At 64.6% G+C, this 18,467-nt stretch carries 15 protein-coding genes, 3 tRNA genes and 1 other RNA gene; 9 read left to right on the forward strand and 10 right to left on the reverse strand.

Annotated elements, in window-relative coordinates; translation table 11 throughout:
* Positions 1 to 82 precede the first annotated feature (82 nt).
* The 3 genes from XpruCFBP8353_RS13060 to XpruCFBP8353_RS13070 all read right to left on the reverse strand — a co-directional run bounded on the left by XpruCFBP8353_RS13060 (position 83) and on the right by XpruCFBP8353_RS13070 (position 387).
* Positions 83 to 159: transfer RNA gene (locus XpruCFBP8353_RS13060), tRNA-His, on the reverse strand.
* A gap of 32 nt (positions 160 to 191) precedes the next feature.
* A tRNA-Arg gene (locus tag XpruCFBP8353_RS13065) sits at positions 192 to 268 on the reverse strand.
* A 42-nt stretch (positions 269 to 310) separates the two neighbouring features.
* Positions 311 to 387, reverse strand: a tRNA-Pro gene (locus XpruCFBP8353_RS13070).
* Between the two features lie 151 nt (positions 388 to 538).
* On the opposite strand from XpruCFBP8353_RS13070, the gene XpruCFBP8353_RS13075 reads away from it, so the two are divergent.
* Positions 539 to 1,300 carry a Bax inhibitor-1/YccA family protein gene (locus tag XpruCFBP8353_RS13075; RefSeq protein ID WP_101363595.1) on the forward strand — a complete coding sequence of 254 codons (762 nt, stop codon included), beginning with the start codon at positions 539 to 541 and terminating at the stop codon, positions 1,298 to 1,300.
* Between the two features lie 120 nt (positions 1,301 to 1,420).
* Here the strand turns inward: XpruCFBP8353_RS13075 and XpruCFBP8353_RS13080 are convergent, their stop codons facing one another.
* The 3 genes from XpruCFBP8353_RS13080 to grxC all read right to left on the reverse strand — a co-directional run bounded on the left by XpruCFBP8353_RS13080 (position 1,421) and on the right by grxC (position 3,356).
* Positions 1,421 to 2,428, reverse strand: coding sequence for an isocitrate dehydrogenase (locus XpruCFBP8353_RS13080; protein WP_010368534.1), 1,008 nt, complete (start codon positions 2,426 to 2,428; stop codon positions 1,421 to 1,423).
* A gap of 227 nt (positions 2,429 to 2,655) precedes the next feature.
* Entirely contained in the window at positions 2,656 to 3,051 is a 396-nt protein-coding gene (locus XpruCFBP8353_RS13085) for a carboxymuconolactone decarboxylase family protein (RefSeq protein ID WP_101363596.1), read from the reverse strand.
* The gene (grxC, locus tag XpruCFBP8353_RS13090) at positions 3,048 to 3,356 is read right to left on the reverse strand and encodes a glutaredoxin 3 (protein WP_101363691.1); all 309 of its coding nucleotides are present in this window, start codon (positions 3,354 to 3,356) and stop codon (positions 3,048 to 3,050) included. The genes XpruCFBP8353_RS13085 and grxC overlap by 4 nt, the downstream gene beginning before the upstream one ends.
* A gap of 149 nt (positions 3,357 to 3,505) precedes the next feature.
* On the opposite strand from grxC, the gene XpruCFBP8353_RS13095 reads away from it, so the two are divergent.
* The 5 genes from XpruCFBP8353_RS13095 (at position 3,506) to ppx (ending at position 11,340) form a co-directional block, all read left to right on the forward strand.
* Positions 3,506 to 5,152: a M48 family metalloprotease gene (locus tag XpruCFBP8353_RS13095; RefSeq protein WP_101363597.1), complete on the forward strand. Its 1,647-nt coding sequence runs from the start codon at positions 3,506 to 3,508 to the stop codon at positions 5,150 to 5,152.
* Between the two features lie 183 nt (positions 5,153 to 5,335).
* Positions 5,336 to 6,025, forward strand: coding sequence for a phosphate regulon transcriptional regulator PhoB (gene phoB, locus XpruCFBP8353_RS13100; protein WP_002806631.1), 690 nt, complete (start codon positions 5,336 to 5,338; stop codon positions 6,023 to 6,025).
* A gap of 72 nt (positions 6,026 to 6,097) precedes the next feature.
* Positions 6,098 to 7,426 carry a phosphate regulon sensor histidine kinase PhoR gene (gene phoR, locus XpruCFBP8353_RS13105; protein WP_162301038.1) on the forward strand — a complete coding sequence of 443 codons (1,329 nt, stop codon included), beginning with the start codon at positions 6,098 to 6,100 and terminating at the stop codon, positions 7,424 to 7,426.
* Between the two features lie 113 nt (positions 7,427 to 7,539).
* The gene (gene ppk1, locus XpruCFBP8353_RS13110; RefSeq protein ID WP_101363599.1) at positions 7,540 to 9,642 is read left to right on the forward strand and encodes a polyphosphate kinase 1; all 2,103 of its coding nucleotides are present in this window, start codon (positions 7,540 to 7,542) and stop codon (positions 9,640 to 9,642) included.
* A 177-nt stretch (positions 9,643 to 9,819) separates the two neighbouring features.
* Complete coding sequence (gene ppx, locus XpruCFBP8353_RS13115) at positions 9,820 to 11,340, forward strand: exopolyphosphatase (RefSeq protein ID WP_207759635.1); 1,521 nt, start codon at positions 9,820 to 9,822, stop codon at positions 11,338 to 11,340.
* A 56-nt stretch (positions 11,341 to 11,396) separates the two neighbouring features.
* On the opposite strand, the gene XpruCFBP8353_RS13120 is transcribed toward ppx, so the two are convergent.
* Positions 11,397 to 11,472: non-coding RNA, sX9 sRNA (locus XpruCFBP8353_RS13120), on the reverse strand.
* A gap of 251 nt (positions 11,473 to 11,723) precedes the next feature.
* On the opposite strand from XpruCFBP8353_RS13120, the gene XpruCFBP8353_RS13125 reads away from it, so the two are divergent.
* From XpruCFBP8353_RS13125 to lpxH, 3 genes are all read left to right on the forward strand, one after another.
* A complete protein-coding gene (locus XpruCFBP8353_RS13125; protein ID WP_101363601.1) occupies positions 11,724 to 12,860 on the forward strand; it encodes a glycosyltransferase family 4 protein in 1,137 nt (378 codons plus the stop codon).
* Positions 12,841 to 13,383, forward strand: a complete 543-nt coding sequence (locus XpruCFBP8353_RS13130) for a phosphatase PAP2 family protein (RefSeq protein WP_101363602.1) — start codon at positions 12,841 to 12,843, stop codon at positions 13,381 to 13,383. Before XpruCFBP8353_RS13125 ends, XpruCFBP8353_RS13130 begins: the two co-directional genes overlap by 20 nt.
* Positions 13,384 to 13,910: 527 nt before the next feature.
* Positions 13,911 to 14,654 carry a UDP-2,3-diacylglucosamine diphosphatase gene (gene lpxH, locus XpruCFBP8353_RS13135; RefSeq protein WP_101363603.1) on the forward strand — a complete coding sequence of 248 codons (744 nt, stop codon included), beginning with the start codon at positions 13,911 to 13,913 and terminating at the stop codon, positions 14,652 to 14,654.
* Between the two features lie 182 nt (positions 14,655 to 14,836).
* Here the strand turns inward: lpxH and XpruCFBP8353_RS13140 are convergent, their stop codons facing one another.
* The 3 genes from XpruCFBP8353_RS13140 to XpruCFBP8353_RS13150 all read right to left on the reverse strand — a co-directional run bounded on the left by XpruCFBP8353_RS13140 (position 14,837) and on the right by XpruCFBP8353_RS13150 (position 18,359).
* Entirely contained in the window at positions 14,837 to 15,256 is a 420-nt protein-coding gene (locus XpruCFBP8353_RS13140; protein ID WP_101363604.1) for a hypothetical protein, read from the reverse strand.
* Positions 15,257 to 15,394: 138 nt separating this feature from the next.
* A complete protein-coding gene (locus XpruCFBP8353_RS13145) occupies positions 15,395 to 16,648 on the reverse strand; it encodes a zinc-dependent metalloprotease (protein WP_101363605.1) in 1,254 nt (417 codons plus the stop codon).
* A gap of 886 nt (positions 16,649 to 17,534) precedes the next feature.
* On the reverse strand, positions 17,535 to 18,359 hold the full coding sequence (locus tag XpruCFBP8353_RS13150; RefSeq protein ID WP_101363606.1) for a ferritin-like domain-containing protein: 825 nt from the start codon (positions 18,357 to 18,359) through the stop codon (positions 17,535 to 17,537).
* Positions 18,360 to 18,467 lie beyond the last annotated feature (108 nt).

The raw sequence follows: 18,467 nt of genomic DNA on the forward strand, positions 1-18,467 counted from the left end.
GCACATTGTATGTGCATTTTTTCTTCGTTGCAACACCCGGTGACACATCGGGTCAAACATTCCTGCAATTGCCTGTCATCAGTGGGGTGGCTGAGGGGACTCGAACCCCCGACATCTGGAATCACAATCCAGTACTCTAACCAGCTGAGCTACAGCCACCACTGAAAACTTGCTTCCTACCGTACCGCCGATGGCGCGCCCGACAGGACTCGAACCTGTAACCGCCGGCTTAGAAGGCCGGTGCTCTATCCGGTTGAGCTACGGGCGCCCGGACCGAACTTCGCATTCCCACGCCGTCAGGAGCTCGGAATGGTCGGGGTAGAGGGATTCGAACCCCCGACATCCTGCTCCCAAAGCAGGCGCGCTACCAGACTGCGCTATACCCCGGCGGGACCTTTCAATCCCGAAGGCTCGAAAGGTCGGCTATTTTGGGAACGATTGGCCTCGCTGTCAATCACTCTGTGTAAATCGAACGATCAGCTATCCTCGCAACAACGCTCGTCAGTACGGTGAGCACTACATTTCATGGAGAACACGCATGCGTAGCGGTAACCCTGCCCTTCGGGAATCCACATTCCTCGATTCGGGCTCCGGCTCGGTCATCACCCGCGATGGTCAGGCGATGACCCTCAACGGCACGGTCAACAAGACCGGTGCGCTGTTGCTGATGGCCGTGGTCACGGCCGCCTTCGCCTGGTCGCAATCGATCGGTGCCGATGGCATGCCGCTGCCTGCCGCACGCATCTACATGATCGCTGGCGCGATCGGCGGCCTGGTGTTCGCGCTGGCCACCAGCTTCAAGCCGACCTGGGCACCGATCACGGCGCCGCTGTACGCGCTGATCGAAGGCTTTTTCCTCGGCTCGATCTCGGCGGTGTACGAAGCGCGCTTCAACGGCATCGTGTTTCAGGCGGTGCTGCTGACCTTCGGCACGATGTTCGCGCTGCTGTTTGCGTATCGCAGCGGCATGATCAAGGCCACCGAGAACTTCAAGCTGGGTGTCGTCGCAGCCACCGGCGGTATCGCGCTGGTGTATCTGGCGACCATCGTGCTGGGCTTTTTCGGCGTGCGCATCCCTTTCATCCACGACTCGGGCCTGATCGGAATTGGATTTAGCCTGTTCGTGGTGGTGGTGGCGGCGCTGAACCTGGTGCTGGACTTCGACTTCATCGAGAGCGGCGTCGAACACGGTGCACCCAAGCACATGGAGTGGTACGGCGCGTTCGGCCTGATGGTCACGCTGGTGTGGCTGTACATCGAGTTTTTGCGCTTGCTGTCGAAGCTGCAGTCGCGCAATTGAGCAGGGCGCTGGGAATCGGGATCGGGGAATCGCAAGAGCGGTTCGTTTCGAACATCCGGATTTCGAGCAAAAAGAAAGGGCGCCTGGGCGCCCTTTCTTTTTTTGCTGTCGGCGTGTCGCTCAGAGACGGCTGGCGATGGCCTTGGCGAAGCCCATGGTGTTGCCGGTGCCGCCCAGGTCGGGGGTCAGCGAGTCCTTGGCTTCCAGCGTGGCGACGATCGCTTCGCGCAGGCGCTCGGCGTTCTGGGGCTGACCGATGTGGTCCAGCATCTGCGCCGCGCCCAGCAGCAGCGCGCACGGGTTGGCCTTGCCCTGCCCTGCGATATCCGGCGCCGAGCCGTGCACGGCTTCGAAGATCGCCGCGTCCAGACCGATATTGGCACCCGGGGCCAGGCCCAGGCCGCCGACCAGACCGGCGCACAGGTCGGAGATGATGTCGCCGAACAGGTTGGTGGTCACGATGATGTCGAACTGCTCCGGACGCATCACCAACTGCATGCAGGTGTTGTCGACGATCATTTCCTGGAATTCGATTTCCGGGTACTGCGCGGCCACATCGCGCGCCACCTTCAGGAACAGGCCCGAGGTCGACTTGATGATGTTGGCCTTATGCACCGCAGTGACCTTCTTGCGGCCGGTGGCGCGTGCCAGGTCGAAGGCGTAGCGCACGATGCGCTCGGAGCCCTTGCGGGTGATCCGGGTGCCGGAGAACGCGGTCTCGCCATCCTCGGACACGGTCTGGCCTTCACTCAGGTACGCGCCTTCGGTATTTTCGCGCACCGTGATCAGGTCCACGCCATCGGCGAAACGCGACTTGGTGTTTGGGAACGACTTGGCCGGACGCACGTTGGCGTACAGGTCGAACTTGCGACGCATGGCGACGTTGATCGAGCTGAAACCCTCGCCAACCGGCGTGGTCAGCGGGCTTTTCAGCGCCACCTTGTTCTTGGTGATCGAGGCCAGGGTGGACTCGGGCAGCAGATCGCCGTGCTTTTCCAGCGCGACCAGGCCAGCGTCGGCGTATTCGTAGGTCAGGCCAGCTTGCAGCGCGTCGAGCACGAACAGCGTGGCATCCATGATCTCCGGGCCGATACCGTCGCCGCGGATGACCGTGATTGTCTGCGTCATAACGTTGGGTTTCCGAACTTGAAGGGGGAAGCGCCAGCCGGAAAGCCGGCGGATCGGCGCAATGAGGTTTCACCGGCAATTATGCCCGATGCCGGTGAAGGCGCCCAAACCGACCATCGTCTAAGAGCGGAAGGCGCCCAGACGCAACGCGCCACCTCGATGGGTGGCGCGCGCCTTGCTGGATTTTACCAATCGCCAATCCCCATTCCCGCGCCTCAGCGACAGACTCAGTCGTGCGCGTGCTGGGCTGGCGCCTGCGCGCCGCCTTCGAGCTGGTCGAGGAAATCCACCGCGCGACGCAAGTGCGGGATCACGATGGAGCCGCCGACCACCAGGCCGACCGAGAAGGTTTCGAAGAACTCTTCGCGACTGACGCCGGCTTCCTTGCACTGGGCGACGTGGTAGCTGATGCAGTCGTCGCAGCGCAGCACCATCGAGGCGACCAGGCCGAGCAGTTCCTTGGTCTTCACATCCAGCACGCCCGCCTGGTAGGTCTGGGTGTCCAGCGCGAAGAACCGGCGCACCACCTGGTTCGGCTCGGCCAGGATGCGCTGATTCATGCGCTGACGGAACTGCGTGAACTCGCGCAGGCGGTCGGTGCTGCCGTCGTCGGAATCACTCATGCCTGACCGCCCGCGCTGCCGGCCAGCAGCGGCTCGAGCTTGCCGGCCCGGTGCATGGCCATCATGTCGTCGTACCCGCCTACGTGAACGTCGCCGACGAAGATCTGCGGCACGCTGGTGCGCTTGGCCAGGGCAACCATCTTGTCGCGCTCGGCCGGGTCCAGGTCAATCCGCACTTCGTTCCAGGTCTTGCCCTTGCTCTTGAGGAAATTCTTGGCCGCCACGCAATACGGGCAAATGGCGGAGGAATACAGGGTGATCTGCGGGCCGGGGGCCGCGTCCTGATCAGTATGGTCTTGGCTCACGGGAAACTCCGTGGTTGGTGTGAAGTCCACCACATGGTACCGGGCGACTGGAATTTCCATGTCGTCACCGCAACACTGTGGGTTAATCGATGATTCACGCCGTCGCGCCGTGCTGCCCGCATGCTCCGCGCACTACCTGGGAGTTCCACTTGCGCCTGCTACCGCTCGCCACTGCCCTCACGCTGGCTGTTGCCATGGGTGTGGCACCTGCGCAGGAAAACCGCCTGCCCGACATCGGCTCGTCGGCCGGTGAGTTGTTGACCCCGGCACGTCAGGCCGAGTACGGCAAAATGATGCTGGCCGAGTTGCGCAACTACGACTACGTGCTGGACGACCCGCTGATCACCGACTGGCTGCAGACCATGGGCACCCGGCTGGGCGCAAACAGCGACCAGCCGCAGCAGCCATTTACGTTTTTCATGCTGCGCGACCGCCAGATCAATGCGTTCGCCACGCTGGGCGGCTATGTCGCGGTCAACGCCGGACTGGTATTGACCGCCGAGCGCGAGGACGAAGTGGCGGCGGTGCTGTCGCACGAAATCGCCCACGTCACCCAGCAGCACGTGCTGCGTGGGGTGGAACGGGCGCAGCGCGACCAGATCCCGATCCTGCTCGGCATGCTGGCGGCGGTGGTGGCGGCGCAGCAGGCCGGGGGCAACTCCAAGGGCGACGCCACCATGGCCACCATCACCAGTGCGATGGGGCTGATGCAGCAGCGGCAGATCGACTACACGCGCTCCAACGAATCCGAAGCCGACCGACTGGGCATCCGCACACTGGCGCGCAGCGGTTACGACGTGGATGCGATGGCCGGCTTCTTCGAGCGCATGTCGGTGGCGATGCGCGCCAATGAAGGCGGCTACAGCGCACCGGATTTCCTGCAGACCCACCCGGTCACCGTCACCCGTATCAGCGAAGCCAAAGCGCGCGCCGAGCAGATGAAGAAGAACACCGTGGTGCTGACCACCTCGGTACCGGGGGGGAGCCGCCAGGAGCGCGTGGACCCGGCCGACCCGTCGCTGTCGGAACCACTCAGCCGCAATGGCAACGCGCTGCTGCCCTACGCCCTCCGGCTGCCGGTGGACGCACTCAGCCGTGGTGCCGACCAGCGAGGCTTCGATTGGGCCAAGGAGCGCCTGCGCGTGCTCAGTGCGAGCACGCCCGATGCGGCCATTCGCGAATACGAAAACCTGCGCCGCAGCGCCAAGCAGGGCCTGACCGATGCGCAGCGTTACGGGCTGGCGCTGGCGCAACTGCGCAACAGCGGGAGCCGGCCGGGCGAGCCGGTCGCCGAGCTGAGCAGCCTGCTTGAGGCGCATCCGGATAATCTGTGGCTGGCGCTGGGCCTGAGCGAGGCGCAGGCGCGCGTGGGCCAGCGCGAGGCGGCCAATGCGCGCTTCGATGCGTTGCTCAAGCAATCGCCGAACAACCGCGCGGTGGCGCTGACCTATGCCAGCGCGCTTAACGAGCAGGCCAGCAAGGAGTCCGGCCAGCGCGCGCGCCAGGTGCTGGAACCGTTGTTGCACCGGAGCAGCGACGACCCGTTGCTGCAACAGAGCTACGCGCGTGCCTGCGAGCTCTCCGGCGACCAACTGCGCGCCAGCGAGGCGTATGCGGAAGCGGCGTTCCTGAATGGCCGCGCCGAACAGGCGCTGATCCAGCTGGAAGCGCTGAAAAAGAAAGATCTCGACTATGTGACACGGGCCCGTGTGGATGCGCGCATCACCGCCATCACTCCGACCGTGCTGGAGCTGCGCCGCCAGGGCATTCGCGATCCGGATTTATCCACGCGCTGAGCGCTGGTGGGCGTCGCCAGCTGTAGCCGACAGCAGCGTGTGGACTGGCCGCCTGCGGCCATGCAACTGCCGAGTCCGCTGCGCCAGGCCATCACCATCGCGCAGGCGACGCCAGCAATGTCACATTAGAGTCACAAAACCGTAGTCTACTGGCGATCACCACAGCCAGACGGTAAGCCCCGCGTGCAGAAACGCATTCTGATCGTCGATGACGAACCCGCGATCCGCGACATGGTGGCGTTCGCGCTGCGCAAAGGCGAGTTCGAGCCCATCCATGCCGGTGATGCCCGCGAGGCGCAGACCGCCATCGCCGACCGCGTGCCGGATCTGATCCTGCTGGACTGGATGTTGCCGGGTACCAGCGGGCTGGACCTGGCACGGCGCTGGCGCAAGGAGCAACTGACCCGCGAGATTCCGATCATCATGCTGACCGCGCGTGGCGAGGAAAACGACCGCGTCGGCGGCCTGGAGGCCGGCGTCGACGACTACGTGGTCAAGCCGTTCTCGGCCCGCGAGCTGCTGGCACGCATCCGCGCGGTGATGCGGCGCACCCGCGAAGACGACGAAGACGGCAGCGTGGCCGTGGGACGCCTGCGCATCGATGGCGCCGCGCACCGCGTGTTCGCCGGCGATGCACCGGTGCCGATCGGCCCGACCGAATATCGCTTGCTGCATTTCTTCATGACCCACCCGGAGCGCGTGTATACGCGCACCCAGCTGCTGGACCATGTCTGGGGCGGCAGCGTGTATGTGGAAGAGCGCACCATCGACGTGCATATCCGCCGCCTGCGCAAGACGCTAGAACCGTTCGGCCTGGAAAACATGGTGCAGACCGTGCGTGGCTCGGGCTATCGTTTTTCTTCGGCGACCTGACGTGCCGCAAAGCCAGCCGGCCGCAGTCTGGCCGGCCGGCTGCCTACCTGACGCTTCGTGGTAACGCCTTCCATGCCCCAACATATCCGTTCCGCCTGGCTCAAGACGCTCGGCACCCTCGCGCTGTTGTTGGGCGCTGCCGTCGTCGCCGGCGTGCTGATCGGGCATGTGTGGATGGCCCTGACGCTCACCGCCCTGGGCGTACTGGCCTGGCATTACTGGCGGCTGCGCCAGGTGCTGCGGCGGCTCACCGCACGCCAGCGTGCCGAGCCTGCCGCCGGCATCGGCGCCTGGAACGAACTGGACCGGCTGCTGTATCGCAGCCAGGCCGAAATGCGCGGGCGCAAGCGGCGCCTGATCGAGATGTTGCGCACCTACCGCGCCGCGGCGCAGGCGCTGCCGGATGCGGTAGTGGTGGTGGATCGCAACAGCCAGCGCGTGCAGTGGTTCAACAAGGCGGCGGGCGGTTTGCTCGGCCTGCACCATCCCGGCGACATGGGCGTATCGGTGGTGGAGCGACTGCAGCCGTTGCCGCTGGCGCATTGGCTGGCAGCCGGGCGCAATGCCGAACCGATGCTGGATGCCGCCTCGCCGGCGGACCCGGATCTACGCCTGAATCTGCGCCTGATTCCCTATTCCGACGACTACTGGCTGCTGGTGGCGCGCGATGTCAGCAAGCTGCTGCGGCTGGAGCAGGTGCGTCGCGATTTCGTGGCCAACGTCTCGCATGAATTGCGCACACCGCTGACGGTGGTGCATGGCTATCTGGACATGCTCGACCCGGAAGACTTCCCCGATTCGGGCCCGATGCTGGCGGAGATGCGCAAGCAATCGCAGCGCATGGCGCAGTTGGTCGAAGACCTGCTGACGTTGTCGCGACTGGAATCGCAGGAAGAACTCGGCGAAGAACACGTGGCGATGGCGCCGATGCTATCGACCCTGCGTCGCGAAGCCGAGGCGCACAGCCAGGGCCGCCACACCGTTGACGTCATCGACGAGGCTGGCGTGGACCTGCTCGGCTCCAACAAGGAACTGCACAGCGCGTTTTCCAATCTGGTCACCAACGCGGTGCGCTACACGCCGGGCGGCGGCACGGTGACGATCCGTTTCGTACGCGAAGGCGATGGCGCGGCGCTGGCCGTGCGCGACACCGGCTACGGCATTCCCGCCTCGCACCTGCCGCGTATCACCGAACGCTTCTATCGCGTGTCCAGCAGCCGCTCGCGCGAGAGCGGCGGCACCGGGCTCGGGCTGTCGATCGTCAAGCACATTCTGGGGCTGCATCAGGCGCGCCTGGACATCGAAAGTGAAGTGGGACGCGGCAGCGAATTTTCGTGTCATTTCGTGGCTGCACGTGTCGTGCAGCGCGAACCATCGGTGCCACTGTCACGCTCGGCGTGATATGTAGTCAGTGCGCGCCCGGCGCGGTGCGATGGTCGCGTCTCGTGCGCCGCATCGCCTTCGCTGCAGTTGCGCGGTAACCACGCACATAACCCGTCTTGATGATCGATTCCATGGGCCACGCCAAAGAACTGCACGACATCACACCCGGCGACGACATCGCCACCGATCCGTTGCGTGATCCGGCGCTGTACATCAACCGCGAGTTGTCGCAACTGGACTTCAACTTCCGGGTGCTGGCGCAGGCGCTCGACGAGCAGGTGCCGTTGCTGGAACGGCTGCGCTTCCTGTGCATCTCGTGCACCAATCTGGACGAGTTTTTCGAGATCCGTGCGGCCACCGTGCGGCACGCGCAAGAGTTCGGGCTGCCGCCGGCACCGGACGGGCTGAGCCCCACCGCCATCCTCAACGCCGTGCACGACCGCGCTGCCAAGCTGGTCGAGCAGCAATACCACGCGTGGAATGAAGTGCTGCGCCCGGCGATGGAGGACGCCGGCGTTGCCGTGCTCAGCCGCTCGGCATGGACTTCGCGCCAGAAACGCTGGCTGCGTGCCTACTTCCGCAACGAGATCATGCCGGTACTGTCGCCGCTGGGGCTGGACCCGGCGCATCCGTTCCCGAAGATCCTCAACAAGACCTTGAACATCGTGGTGGTGCTGGAAGGCCAGGACGCGTTCGGCCGTGCCGGGCATCTGGCCATCGTGCGCGCCCCGCGTTCGCTGCCGCGCATCATCCAGCTGCCGGCAAGCCTGTCGCCGGAGGGCGCGCAGAGTTTCGTATTCCTGTCCTCGGTGTTGTCCGAATTCGTCGACGAACTGTTCCCGGGCATGCAGGTCATGGGCTCGTATCAGTTCCGCGTCACCCGCAATTCCGAGTTGGTGGTGGACGAGGAAGAAGTCGAAAACCTGGCGCTGGCCTTGCGCGACGAGTTGGTCACGCGCGGCTACCGGCCGGCCGTGCGGCTGGAGATCGCGCACGATTGCCCGGCGCCGATCCTGCGCACCTTGCTGCAAAATTTCGGCCTGAATGAAAACGCGGTGTATCGCATCGTGGGGCCGGTCAACCTGAGCCGCGTTACGCAGGTCTACGATCTGGTGCAGCGCCCCGAACTCAAGTACCCCTCGTTCAATCCGCGCACCTTGCGCGACAGCGAGGGCATCTTCGAGATCGTCAAAAAGGGCGATGTATTGCTGCATCACCCCTTTGATGCGTTCACTGCAGTGCTGGATGTCATCCGCCAGGCCGCGGTCGACCCGAACGTGCTGGCGATCAAGCAGACGCTATACCGCACCGGCAAGGATTCGTTGATTGTCGATGCGCTGATTCTGGCCGCACGCAACGGCAAAGACGTCACCGTGGTGGTGGAGTTGCGTGCACGCTTCGACGAAGAAGCCAACCTGGGTCTGGCCGACAAGCTGCAGGAAGCCGGCGTGCAGGTGGTCTACGGCGTAGTCGGCTTCAAGACCCACGCCAAGATGCTGCTGATCGTGCGGCGCGAGGGGCGCAAGCTCAAACGCTACGTGCACCTGGGCACCGGCAATTACCACAGCGGCACCGCGCGCCTGTATACCGACATCAGCCTGATCACCGCCGATGCCGAGATCGGCAACGATGTGCACATGCTGTTTCAGCAGTTGTCCGGGCTTGCCCCGCGCATGAAGCTGGACCAGCTGCTGCAGTCGCCGTTTACGCTGCATGCCGGCGTGCTGAAGCGGATCGATCGCGAAACGCGGCTGGCCCGCAAGGGTCGCCCGGGCCGCATCATCGCCAAGATGAACGCCCTAAACGAACCGCAAGTGGTGCGTGCGTTGTACATGGCGTCGCAGGCCGGGGTGCAGATCGATCTGATCGTGCGCGGCGCCTGCACGCTGCGCCCCGGTGTGCCGGGCGTGTCGGACAACATCCGCGTGCGCTCGATCGTGGGGCGCTTTCTGGAACATAGCCGCGTGTACTGGTTCGGCAACGACGGCGCCGCCGAGTTGTATTGCGCCAGCGCCGATTGGCTGGAACGCAATCTGTTGCGGCGGGTGGAGACCTGCTTCCCGATCCTGGAACCGGATCTGGCCAAGCGCGTCTACCGCGAGGTACTGCAGAACTATCTGGACGACAACGTCAGTGCCTGGGAACTGGATGCCGAAGGCGTGTACCACAAGCGCACGCCTGCCCCGGGTGAGCCACCACATTCGGCGCAGGTGACTTTGCTCGATCGGATCTGAGCAACGCTGCAGCACGCAAGGTGGGAAGCCGTTCGCGCAGACGCGCGGCATACCCGCAACGGCGGCCTGCAGGTGGCACCCAGCGATTGCGAACACCAGCTGCGCCCTGACGCTGATGGGCCCACGCATGACATCTCACGGGGCCAACGGCCCATCGGCTACCATGCGGCCATGCCAATGCCCTCCCCCACGATTCCGCCCCTGCGCGATGGCGATTTTCTTGCCGCCATCGACCTAGGCTCCAACAGTTTCCACATGGTCATTGCGCGCTACCTGATGGGTCAGCTGCGCGTCGTCGATCGCCTGCGTGAGACCGTGCGCATGGCCGATGGCCTGGATGGCAAAGGTGGTCTCTCCAACGAGGCACGTCAGCGCGCGCTCGAATGCCTGGCGCGCTTCGGCCAGCGCATTCGCGACGTGCCCTCGCTGCGCGTGCGCGCCTTGGCCACCAACACGGTGCGTCAGCTGCGGTCGCCGCAAGCATTTCTGATGCCGGCCGAAACCGCGCTGGGGCATGCGATCGAGGTGGTCAGCGGGCGCGAGGAAGCGCGCCTGATCTATCTGGGCGTGACCCATGCGCAACCGCCCAAGCCCGATCAACGCCGGCTGGTGATCGACATCGGCGGTGGCTCGACCGAATTCATCATCGGCCAGGGCTTCCAGACGCTGGAACGCGAAAGCCTGCAGGCCGGTTGCATTGCCAGCACGCGGCGATTTTTCCCGGGCGGCAAGTTGTCGAAGAAAAAATGGAAGGATGCGCTGACCGAGATCGGTGCCGAATTTCAGCAGTTCGCCGGCCAGTACAAGGCGCTGGGCTGGCATGAGGCGATCGGTTCGTCCGGCACGCACAAAGCGATCGGCGAAATCTGCGCGGCGATGAAGCTGACCAAGGGTGCGATCACCGCGCAGGCGCTGCCGGCGCTGCGCGATGAGCTGCTCAAGGCCAAGCGCATCGAAGACATCCAGCTGCCCGGCCTGGCGGCCGAGCGGCGGCCGATCATCGCTGGCGGCATCCTGGTGCTGGAAGCTGCATTTCAGGCGCTGGGTCTGGAGAAACTGATGGTCAGCAAGGCGGCGATGCGCGAAGGCATCCTGTACGACATGCTCGGCCGCGGCGGCCAAAACGACCCGCGCGATAGCTCGGTGGCCTCGCTCGTGCAGCGCTACGGCATCGATGAGGTGCAGGCGCAGCGCGTGGAAGCCACGGCCTGCCGCCTGTTCGATCAGGTCTGCGAATCCTGGCAACTGGATGGCGACGATGCGCAGGTACTGCGGCGTGCCGCACGCCTGCATGAGTTGGGCCTGATCATCGCGCACAGCCAGTATCACGTGCATGGCAGCTATATCCTGGAACATTCGGATATCGCGGGTTTTTCGCGGCAGGAACAGCAGGTCCTGGCGGCGCTGGTACGCACGCACCGGCGCAACGTGCCCAAGACCGCCTTCGATGCGCTGCCGGACCGCCTGCTGCTGCCCACCCGACGCAAGGCCGCGCTGCTGCGGCTGGCCGTGTTGCTGCACCGTGCGCACGAAGCGGATCCGATCCCGACACTGGAACTCACCGCCGACGACACGCGGCTGTCGTTGATCCTGTCGCAAAGCTGGATCGACTCGCGCCCGCTGCTGCGCGCCGACCTGATCGGCGAAGTCGAAAGCATGGCCGGCCTGGGCATCGCGTTCAAACCGTTTGTGACCTGAGTTCTGCAGCCTCAGGCGGGATTTGGGATTTGGGATTTGGGATTCGGGATTAGAGTGGCTAACAAAACGTAGCGAGCAGTCGTCAGGCGGGTGTGGACGGCGCGGAGGAACCGGAGTGTACGAGTGGTACATGAGGATTCCGAGCACCGGCCGCGCCCGCCTGGCGGCTGCGCAGTAGTTTTGTTAGCTGCTCTTAGTCGGCTGCGGGGCTTTGATGTCTCTACCTGACGGGCGGCGGTTGCGCTAGACGCAGGCAGTGCGGCGCCTTTGCGAATCACGAATCCCGAACTCCTAATCCCGTCGCACTTGTCACCGCCGCGTCTTGTCGGCGCAACATCAATGCCATCGCCCTGCCGGAAGCTAGCGAAAACCGGAGAACGGGCATGCGCTACGCGATCGTTACCGAAACCTACCCCCCCGAGGTCAACGGTGTTGCATTGACCGTGCATGGTCTGGAAACCGGCCTGCGCGCGCGCGGACACCAGGTGGATGTGGTGCGTCCACGCCAGAGCGTCGATACCGCGGCGACCGATGCGCTGCTGGTACGCGGTGCATCGCTGCCACGCTACCCGGGATTGAAATTCGGCCTGCCGGCCACGCACCGTCTCGTACGTCATTGGCGCGGCACGCAGCCGGATGCGATCTATGTGGCCACGGAAGGCCCCCTGGGCTGGTCGGCGATGCGCGCAGCACGCCGGCTTGGCATTCCGGTCGCCACCGGCTTCCACACCCGCTTTGACGAATACCTACCCGACTATGGCGCCGCCTGGCTGCAGGGCACCGCGCTGCGCTGGATGCGGCGCTTCCACAACCAGGCCGATGCCACCTTGGTACCCACGCGTGAGCTGCAACAGTTGCTGCGCAATGACGGCTTCGAGCGCGTGCAATTGCTGGCGCGCGCGGTGGACAGCCAGCAATTCGATCCTGGCCGTCGCGATCTCGCATTGCGCGCCGAGTGGGGCATCGAAGGCGAAGGCTTTGCCGCCATCTACGTCGGGCGCATCGCCAACGAAAAGAATCTGCCGCTGGCCGTGCATGCCTTCCGCAGGTTGCAGCAGATTCGCCCGAAAGCGCGTTTCGTGTGGGTGGGCGATGGCCCGGCACGCGAGAAGATTGCGCACGAAAATCCCGACTTCATTTTCTGCGGCGTCCAACGTGGCGATGCATTGGCGCGTCACTTCGCCAGCGGTGATCTGTTCCTGTTCCCCAGCCGCAGCGAAACCTTCGGCAATGTGACGCTGGAAGCAATGGCCAGCGGTGTGGCGACAGTCGCTTTCGATTACGGCGCGGCGCGCGAATATCTGCGCAATGGCCATACCGGCGCAGCGGTGGACACCGACGAGGCCTTCATCCAGGCCGCCGTCGCACTCACCGAAGACGATGCAGTGCGCCAGCGCATGGGCACGGCAGCGGCACAGGCCATGAAAAAACTGCACCCAGACAATGTGGTCTCCGATTTCGAAGCCTTGTTGCTGGGCATCAGCGCTGCACGGGGGCGTTATGTCGTCAACGCGGCTTGAGGTCTTGCGCGGTCACGAAGCGCGCTGGTGCCGACGCGCCAATCACTGGTGCCGGCGTAACCCGGTCCGGCGCGCATTCGCCACCATCAGCCGCTTGGGCGACGGCGTGTTCTGGTACGTCTTGATGGGCTTGCTGGTAGTGCTCGACGGCATGGACGGCGTGCGCGCATCGGCGCACATGGCTGCCACCGGTGTGCTCGCATTGACGTTGTACAAGGCCCTCAAGCGCTGGACCCGCCGCCCGCGGCCCTACGCCGCCGACGTGCGTATCCGCGCATGGGTGGCTCCGCTGGACGAGTTCAGCTTTCCCTCCGGCCACACCTTGCATGCGGTGTCCTTCAGCATCGTGGCACTGGCGTACTACCCATGGCTTGCCCCCTTGCTGGTGCCGTTTTCGGCCGGCGTAGCGCTCTCGCGCGTGGTGCTGGGCCTGCATTACCCCAGCGATGTGCTCGCCGCCACGGTCATCGGCGTCCTGCTGGCCAGCCTGTCGTTGTGGGGGCTGCCGGTGATGTTTGGGTAAACACCGGCCGTTTGCGACAGCGTCACTACGTGACGTGCATGCAAACAAGCAACCAAGGCGGAACCGCCGGGCAGAAAGGTTTCTTTGCCTCACCCTTCCCCACCGGGAGAAGGTGCCCCGCAACGGCGGATGAGGGTACGGGCCAAGCCTCGTGCACTTGCCTTGGAAATTCTTTCGCGAACGCCGGAAAAGTCACGACGCAGCACATTGCGACGTCAGCGTGCGGCTTCGCCCCCCCTCCCCCGCCGCTCCACGCCTTGGCCCACCCCTGCGGCGCGTGCGCACCAATGCACGCGCGCCGGTGGCGCGCACCGTGCATTGCCGCCTCGCAGCGAAAGGTGGCGAGCCCTAAGCGCTGTGCTTTCAATCACTGATCGCCGATCACTAATGACGCTCGCTGATCGACACCCCCCGAACGTGCATTCCGGAATCACCAACCCGCAATTTCGAATCCTGACCGGAATCCCGCATCCCGAATTCCCGTGCTCGCCCCTGACCGCCCCGCGCTCCCGCCGTACAATGGCGCGATGACGACACTGTTCATTTCCGACCTGCATCTGGACCCGGCCCGGCCGGCGATCACCGCGCTGTTTCTGGATTTCCTGCGCACGCAGGTCCCCGGCAGCGATGCGCTCTACATCCTCGGGGATCTGTTCGAAGCCTGGATCGGCGATGACACCCCGTCCACCGCTGCCGATGAAGTGGCGGTGGCATTGCATGCGGTGGCCGATGCCGGCGTCCCGGTCTTCTTCATGCCGGGCAACCGCGATTTCCTGGTGGGCGATGCCTACTCGCAGCGCGCCGGCTTCCGCATTTTGCCCGACCCCACCGTGATCGACCTCTACGGCCATACGACGCTGCTGCTGCACGGCGACCTGCTGTGCACCGACGACACCGCGTATCAGGCCTTCCGTGCGCAAACGCGCGACCCCGTGTTTCAGGCGCAGTTTCTGGCGCAGCCGCTGGCCGCCCGGGTGGCCTTCGCGCAGCAGGCGCGTGCGGCAAGTCAGGCCCGCTACGCCGAACTCAAGCAAGGCGACCAGGCGCAGCTGGAAACCGTCACCGACGTGTCGCAGGCCGAGGTGGAAGCGACCTTCGTACGTTACGGGCTGGATCGCATGATCCACGGTCATACCCATCGCCCTGCAATCCATACCCTGCAAGCCGGTGGCAACACCTGCACGCGCATCGTGCTGGGCGACTGGTACGAGCAAGGCTCGGTCTTGCGCGTGGATGCCGATGGCGTATCGCTGGAGCAGCTGGCGTTGTAAGACAACTCATCCACACGCTGTGCCTGCACTGGCAAGACACAGCGATGCTGAATTAAATGCCCGCGCCGGATCTTCTCAAGCGCGCCTTATGCGACCGCCTCGCCGCTCCGTAGGAGCGTCATTGCTCTTGCTGAAATCTGCGCGCAAATCAGTCTGCATTGTCAATCAATGACTGCAACGCATCACTGCATGCTTCGCGCACGCTCGGAGTAGTCGACGAAATCCGCATTCACTACGTCGTACCACAGCAACGTGCCATCCGCCTGCACGCGGAAACGGTCGCGTACCGGGCTGGTCTGCGGGTCGCCAGGGCAACCGTCGCCGTGGCGTTCGCGCACCGCAAAATCGAACGCGTCCGGCGAAGGCGCATCGCCTTCCTCGGCCATGAGGCTGATGCAGTTGTCCGGGTACACATGGTCGCTCTGCAAGCGGGCTTCAAGCATCTTCAACGCACGGGTTTGCGCGTCGTCACTGGCAGGCGCTGCAGGCGCGGTAACGGCGGGCTTGGGCTGCGTGGCAACGGGGTCGGCCGGTTGCTGCTTGCACCCGGCAGCCGCCAGCGCGGCCAGGAGAACAAGCGCATAGCGCAGGGACGTGGACATGAGAGCTCCGCTCGACAGGACAGGACAGGGCCGGCAGTCACCGCCGGTGCGCCTAGTCTGCGCGATCCACGCGCGCGGGTGTAGTCAAAAAGCCCGGCAGGTGCGGTGCCGGGCCGGACTTGGATCAGTCCACAACACTCAACGGAAGCCGGCAATCGTGGCCTTGGTGTTGACCAGCACGCGTTGGTTGTCGGCGGTACTGGCATTGCCCATGGGCACGCCGTTGTAGCTGATGTTGGGGTTAGACCAATAGTTCAGACGCGGGCAGCCGCCGGAGCAATCGTAGGCCATGATGGTGCGCCAGCTGTTGCCGTAGCGGTAGCCGTGGCCATAGGCGTAGGGCGAGGTGCTTGGGTCGTTGGTGGCATCGTGGCGTGCGCTCTGCAGATGCCCGATTTCATGCGCAAAGCTGTAGTAGCCGGTGGCGCAATCCCAGTACACCGAAGCGAATGCGCTTGCAGCGGTTGAGCCGATTCCCGATGCCAGACCGCAGTAGCTGCTGTTGTCCAGCACGATCACGCCCACATCGGCGGTGTAGGTGTTGCGGCTGGTGTGGATGCTGTCCATGTAGCCATCGTTGGTCACGCGGAAGCGCTGCAAGTCGGTAGTGAAGTTGCCGGTCTCGGTATAGCTGGTGGTCTCGTAGCGCGCCAGCTGCAGGGTGATGCCGACGTTGCTGTTGATGTAGCCCTGGTTGGCTTCGGCCACCGCCAGCTGCACCAGCGATTGCATGTTGCCGCCGTAAGCGGTCACGGCCTTGTTGGTGGCAACCACCAGCACGCGAATGGTCGCCGGGCTGCCGGATGAGGCAGCAGCGGCAGTGACGCGTCCATCGCCGGGCATGTCGAACGTCGGCAGCAAGCTGTAGTCGGCCGGATGTTCCTGCGGCATGCGTTGCTCATCCACTTGCACCAGCACGTGACGCCCATCGGCGAGCGGACGCAGGCGATACAGCTTGCCGGCGTAGCGAATGGTGCCGGTGACGGTGTCGCCGCTGCGCACCAGGATGGCCGAGTTCAGCGGGTCGACGCCCGAGAGCGTGCGTGCCCGAGTGCCGGCACGCGGGCCGAGGTTGCCGTACCACACGCTATCGCCGCCTTCCAGCGCATCGACCTTGGCCTGAGTGGCGGTGATGGTCTGGCCATCCAGCTGCAGTTCCAGCAATTTTTCCGCGGCGGTCACCGCGCCGGCATCGAGCTGGACCACCTGCGCATTGGCAGTGGACGGCGCGCTCAACACGCGTTGCAGCGAAGGTTCGGCTGCCGCGGTGGCGGTGGCGCCGCGGCTCAGCGCAGGACCGGTTTGATACAGCGGTTTGCCAGCAGCGGCGGCCGAACCGGCCAAGCACATGGCGATCAGACCCACCGTGGTGCACATCGACTTCGACTTCATCGTCTTTCTCTCCTAAGACATGAAAGTTACGGATGCGAAACACCGGGCCCCTGCCCCCGGGACGCCATTAGGGCGCGTTGCAACGTACCTAATGCAAGTTGTTACAACAGAAAATTACAGTTCTGTGATGTTTGCCGATGACTGGATGCGATTCCGGCCGCATGCGCGGCGACGTAGCGCACAGTTTCGGTTGAAGGGGTGTCGGCAAGACGCGCGTCATGCTGCATCGCCGATGTTGCAGCGGTGGGAGGCAGACGAAGTACGCAGATAGACCGACAGACCGAACGTCGCTCGCCATCCAACGCGCGTCGATCAGGCGGGCATCGCCGTTGTTTGCTGGGCCCGTATCGAATGGACATGTCGGATGCCAGTTCTAGGGGCGCGGCCGGCAGCCACTTGTTTGTTGTTCCTGGCGTTTTGTCAGCCGCTCTAACGAGAAGGTTCTCGGTTGTCTTGGAAAGTGTCGGCGCGCTGCATGCGGCGCGTGCAAAGCGCTTGATCCGTGCTTTGGCTGCAGGACCCTTACCTGCCCACCATCGCGGGACGCGCGGTGAATCCGTCCATGCAGGCTCTTATGCAGCAGCCATGCCGCACCAGGTCCCGCGACGGTGGTCGGCCAAGGACCGGTCGTGATGGCCGGTATGCCTGGCTTTTGGAGCGAGCCATCGACCAAGTCCCTGGCGTGTGTCTCTCACCGCGTGCAGGACGTGGTGACCGCAAGGGCTGGCTTCGCTGCGTCGCTTCCGGTTGGTGAGGGCACGGCAGCCTCGACCAGCGCAACTTGCGAAGCGCGGATGGCACCGAGCGCGCCTACATCACTGTGCGACCCGTGCCCGACAGAGCATGCGTGTGTGCCCCTGCATGACAGCGGCATCGAATCACGCGCTTAGCCGGCCTGCTCCACCAGATCAGCGAGTTCGTCTTCGTCGAAACCGGCAAGCAGCCGCGCCTGCAGATTGAACGGGCCATGCAGATAACCGCCGGCATATTCGCGCAACAACGCCTTGAAGCGCGCCCTTGGTTCGATACCGGCCTGTGCGCAATACCAGCGGTACCAGCGCGAGCCGGCGGCCACGTGCGCCACTTCCTCGCGCAAGATGGTCTCCAGCACCTCGGCCGTGGCGGCATCGCCGAGCGCACGCAGTTTGACGATCATCGCCGGTGTGACATCCAGGCCGCGCGCTTCCAGCACCCGCGGCACCAAGGCCATGCGTGCCAGACCGTCATGCGCGGTTTTTTCGCACATTTCCCACAAGCCGTTGTGCGCGGCAAAGTCGCCGTAGTCGCGATCGTGTGCCTGCAGGCGTGCGCGCAGCAGCATGAAGTGACGCGATTCGTCGTCGGCCACCGCCACCCAATCGGCGTAGAACCCATCGGGCAGACCACGGAACCGATAGACCGCATCCCAGGCCAGATCGATCGCATTGAGTTCGATATGCGCAATCGCATGAATGAAGGCAGCGCGTCCTTCCGGCGTGCCCAGTCCACGCCGCGGCAGCTCGCGCGGATGCACCAGCACCGGCGTGGCGGGCCGGCCCGGCATGCGGATCGGCTCCGGCGCAGGCGCTGCCGGATCGATCGCAAGATGGCCTGCGCGAAAGGCTGCGGCGTAGTGTTGGGTCAACGCAACTTTCTGCAGCGGGTCGGCCTCGGCAAGGCACAGGCGCGCAGCGTCGAACAGATCGGCATTTTCGAACGAGCCGATGCTCATGCTGTCGACCACATCAAATGATGGCTCGCTGCGGAAACGCGGCGCACCCGCATGCGCTCACAGGCGTTTCGCCTAGAACAGCCTGCCGGCAGCGCCAGCCCGGCAAAC

It is taken from the genome of Xanthomonas prunicola, from assembly GCF_002846205.1.
GTDB lineage: Bacteria > Pseudomonadota > Gammaproteobacteria > Xanthomonadales > Xanthomonadaceae > Xanthomonas > Xanthomonas prunicola.

What these genes read in the sequence shown, in the direction of transcription:
- XpruCFBP8353_RS13075 (WP_101363595.1), top strand. Translation starts at nt 539, where the DNA reads ATGCGTAGCGGTAACCCTGCCCTTCGGGAATCCACATTCCTCGATTCG.
- XpruCFBP8353_RS13080 (WP_010368534.1), bottom strand. Translation starts at nt 2,428, where the DNA reads ATGACGCAGACAATCACGGTCATCCGCGGCGACGGTATCGGCCCGGAG.
- XpruCFBP8353_RS13085 (WP_101363596.1), bottom strand. Translation starts at nt 3,051, where the DNA reads ATGAGTGATTCCGACGACGGCAGCACCGACCGCCTGCGCGAGTTCACG.
- phoR (WP_162301038.1), top strand. Translation starts at nt 6,098, where the DNA reads ATGCCCCAACATATCCGTTCCGCCTGGCTCAAGACGCTCGGCACCCTC.
- ppk1 (WP_101363599.1), top strand. Translation starts at nt 7,540, where the DNA reads ATGGGCCACGCCAAAGAACTGCACGACATCACACCCGGCGACGACATC.
- ppx (WP_207759635.1), top strand. Translation starts at nt 9,820, where the DNA reads ATGCCCTCCCCCACGATTCCGCCCCTGCGCGATGGCGATTTTCTTGCC.
- XpruCFBP8353_RS13125 (WP_101363601.1), top strand. Translation starts at nt 11,724, where the DNA reads ATGCGCTACGCGATCGTTACCGAAACCTACCCCCCCGAGGTCAACGGT.
- XpruCFBP8353_RS13130 (WP_101363602.1), top strand. Translation starts at nt 12,841, where the DNA reads ATGTCGTCAACGCGGCTTGAGGTCTTGCGCGGTCACGAAGCGCGCTGG.
- lpxH (WP_101363603.1), top strand. Translation starts at nt 13,911, where the DNA reads ATGACGACACTGTTCATTTCCGACCTGCATCTGGACCCGGCCCGGCCG.
- XpruCFBP8353_RS13140 (WP_101363604.1), bottom strand. Translation starts at nt 15,256, where the DNA reads ATGTCCACGTCCCTGCGCTATGCGCTTGTTCTCCTGGCCGCGCTGGCG.
- XpruCFBP8353_RS13145 (WP_101363605.1), bottom strand. Translation starts at nt 16,648, where the DNA reads ATGAAGTCGAAGTCGATGTGCACCACGGTGGGTCTGATCGCCATGTGC.
- XpruCFBP8353_RS13150 (WP_101363606.1), bottom strand. Translation starts at nt 18,359, where the DNA reads ATGAGCATCGGCTCGTTCGAAAATGCCGATCTGTTCGACGCTGCGCGC.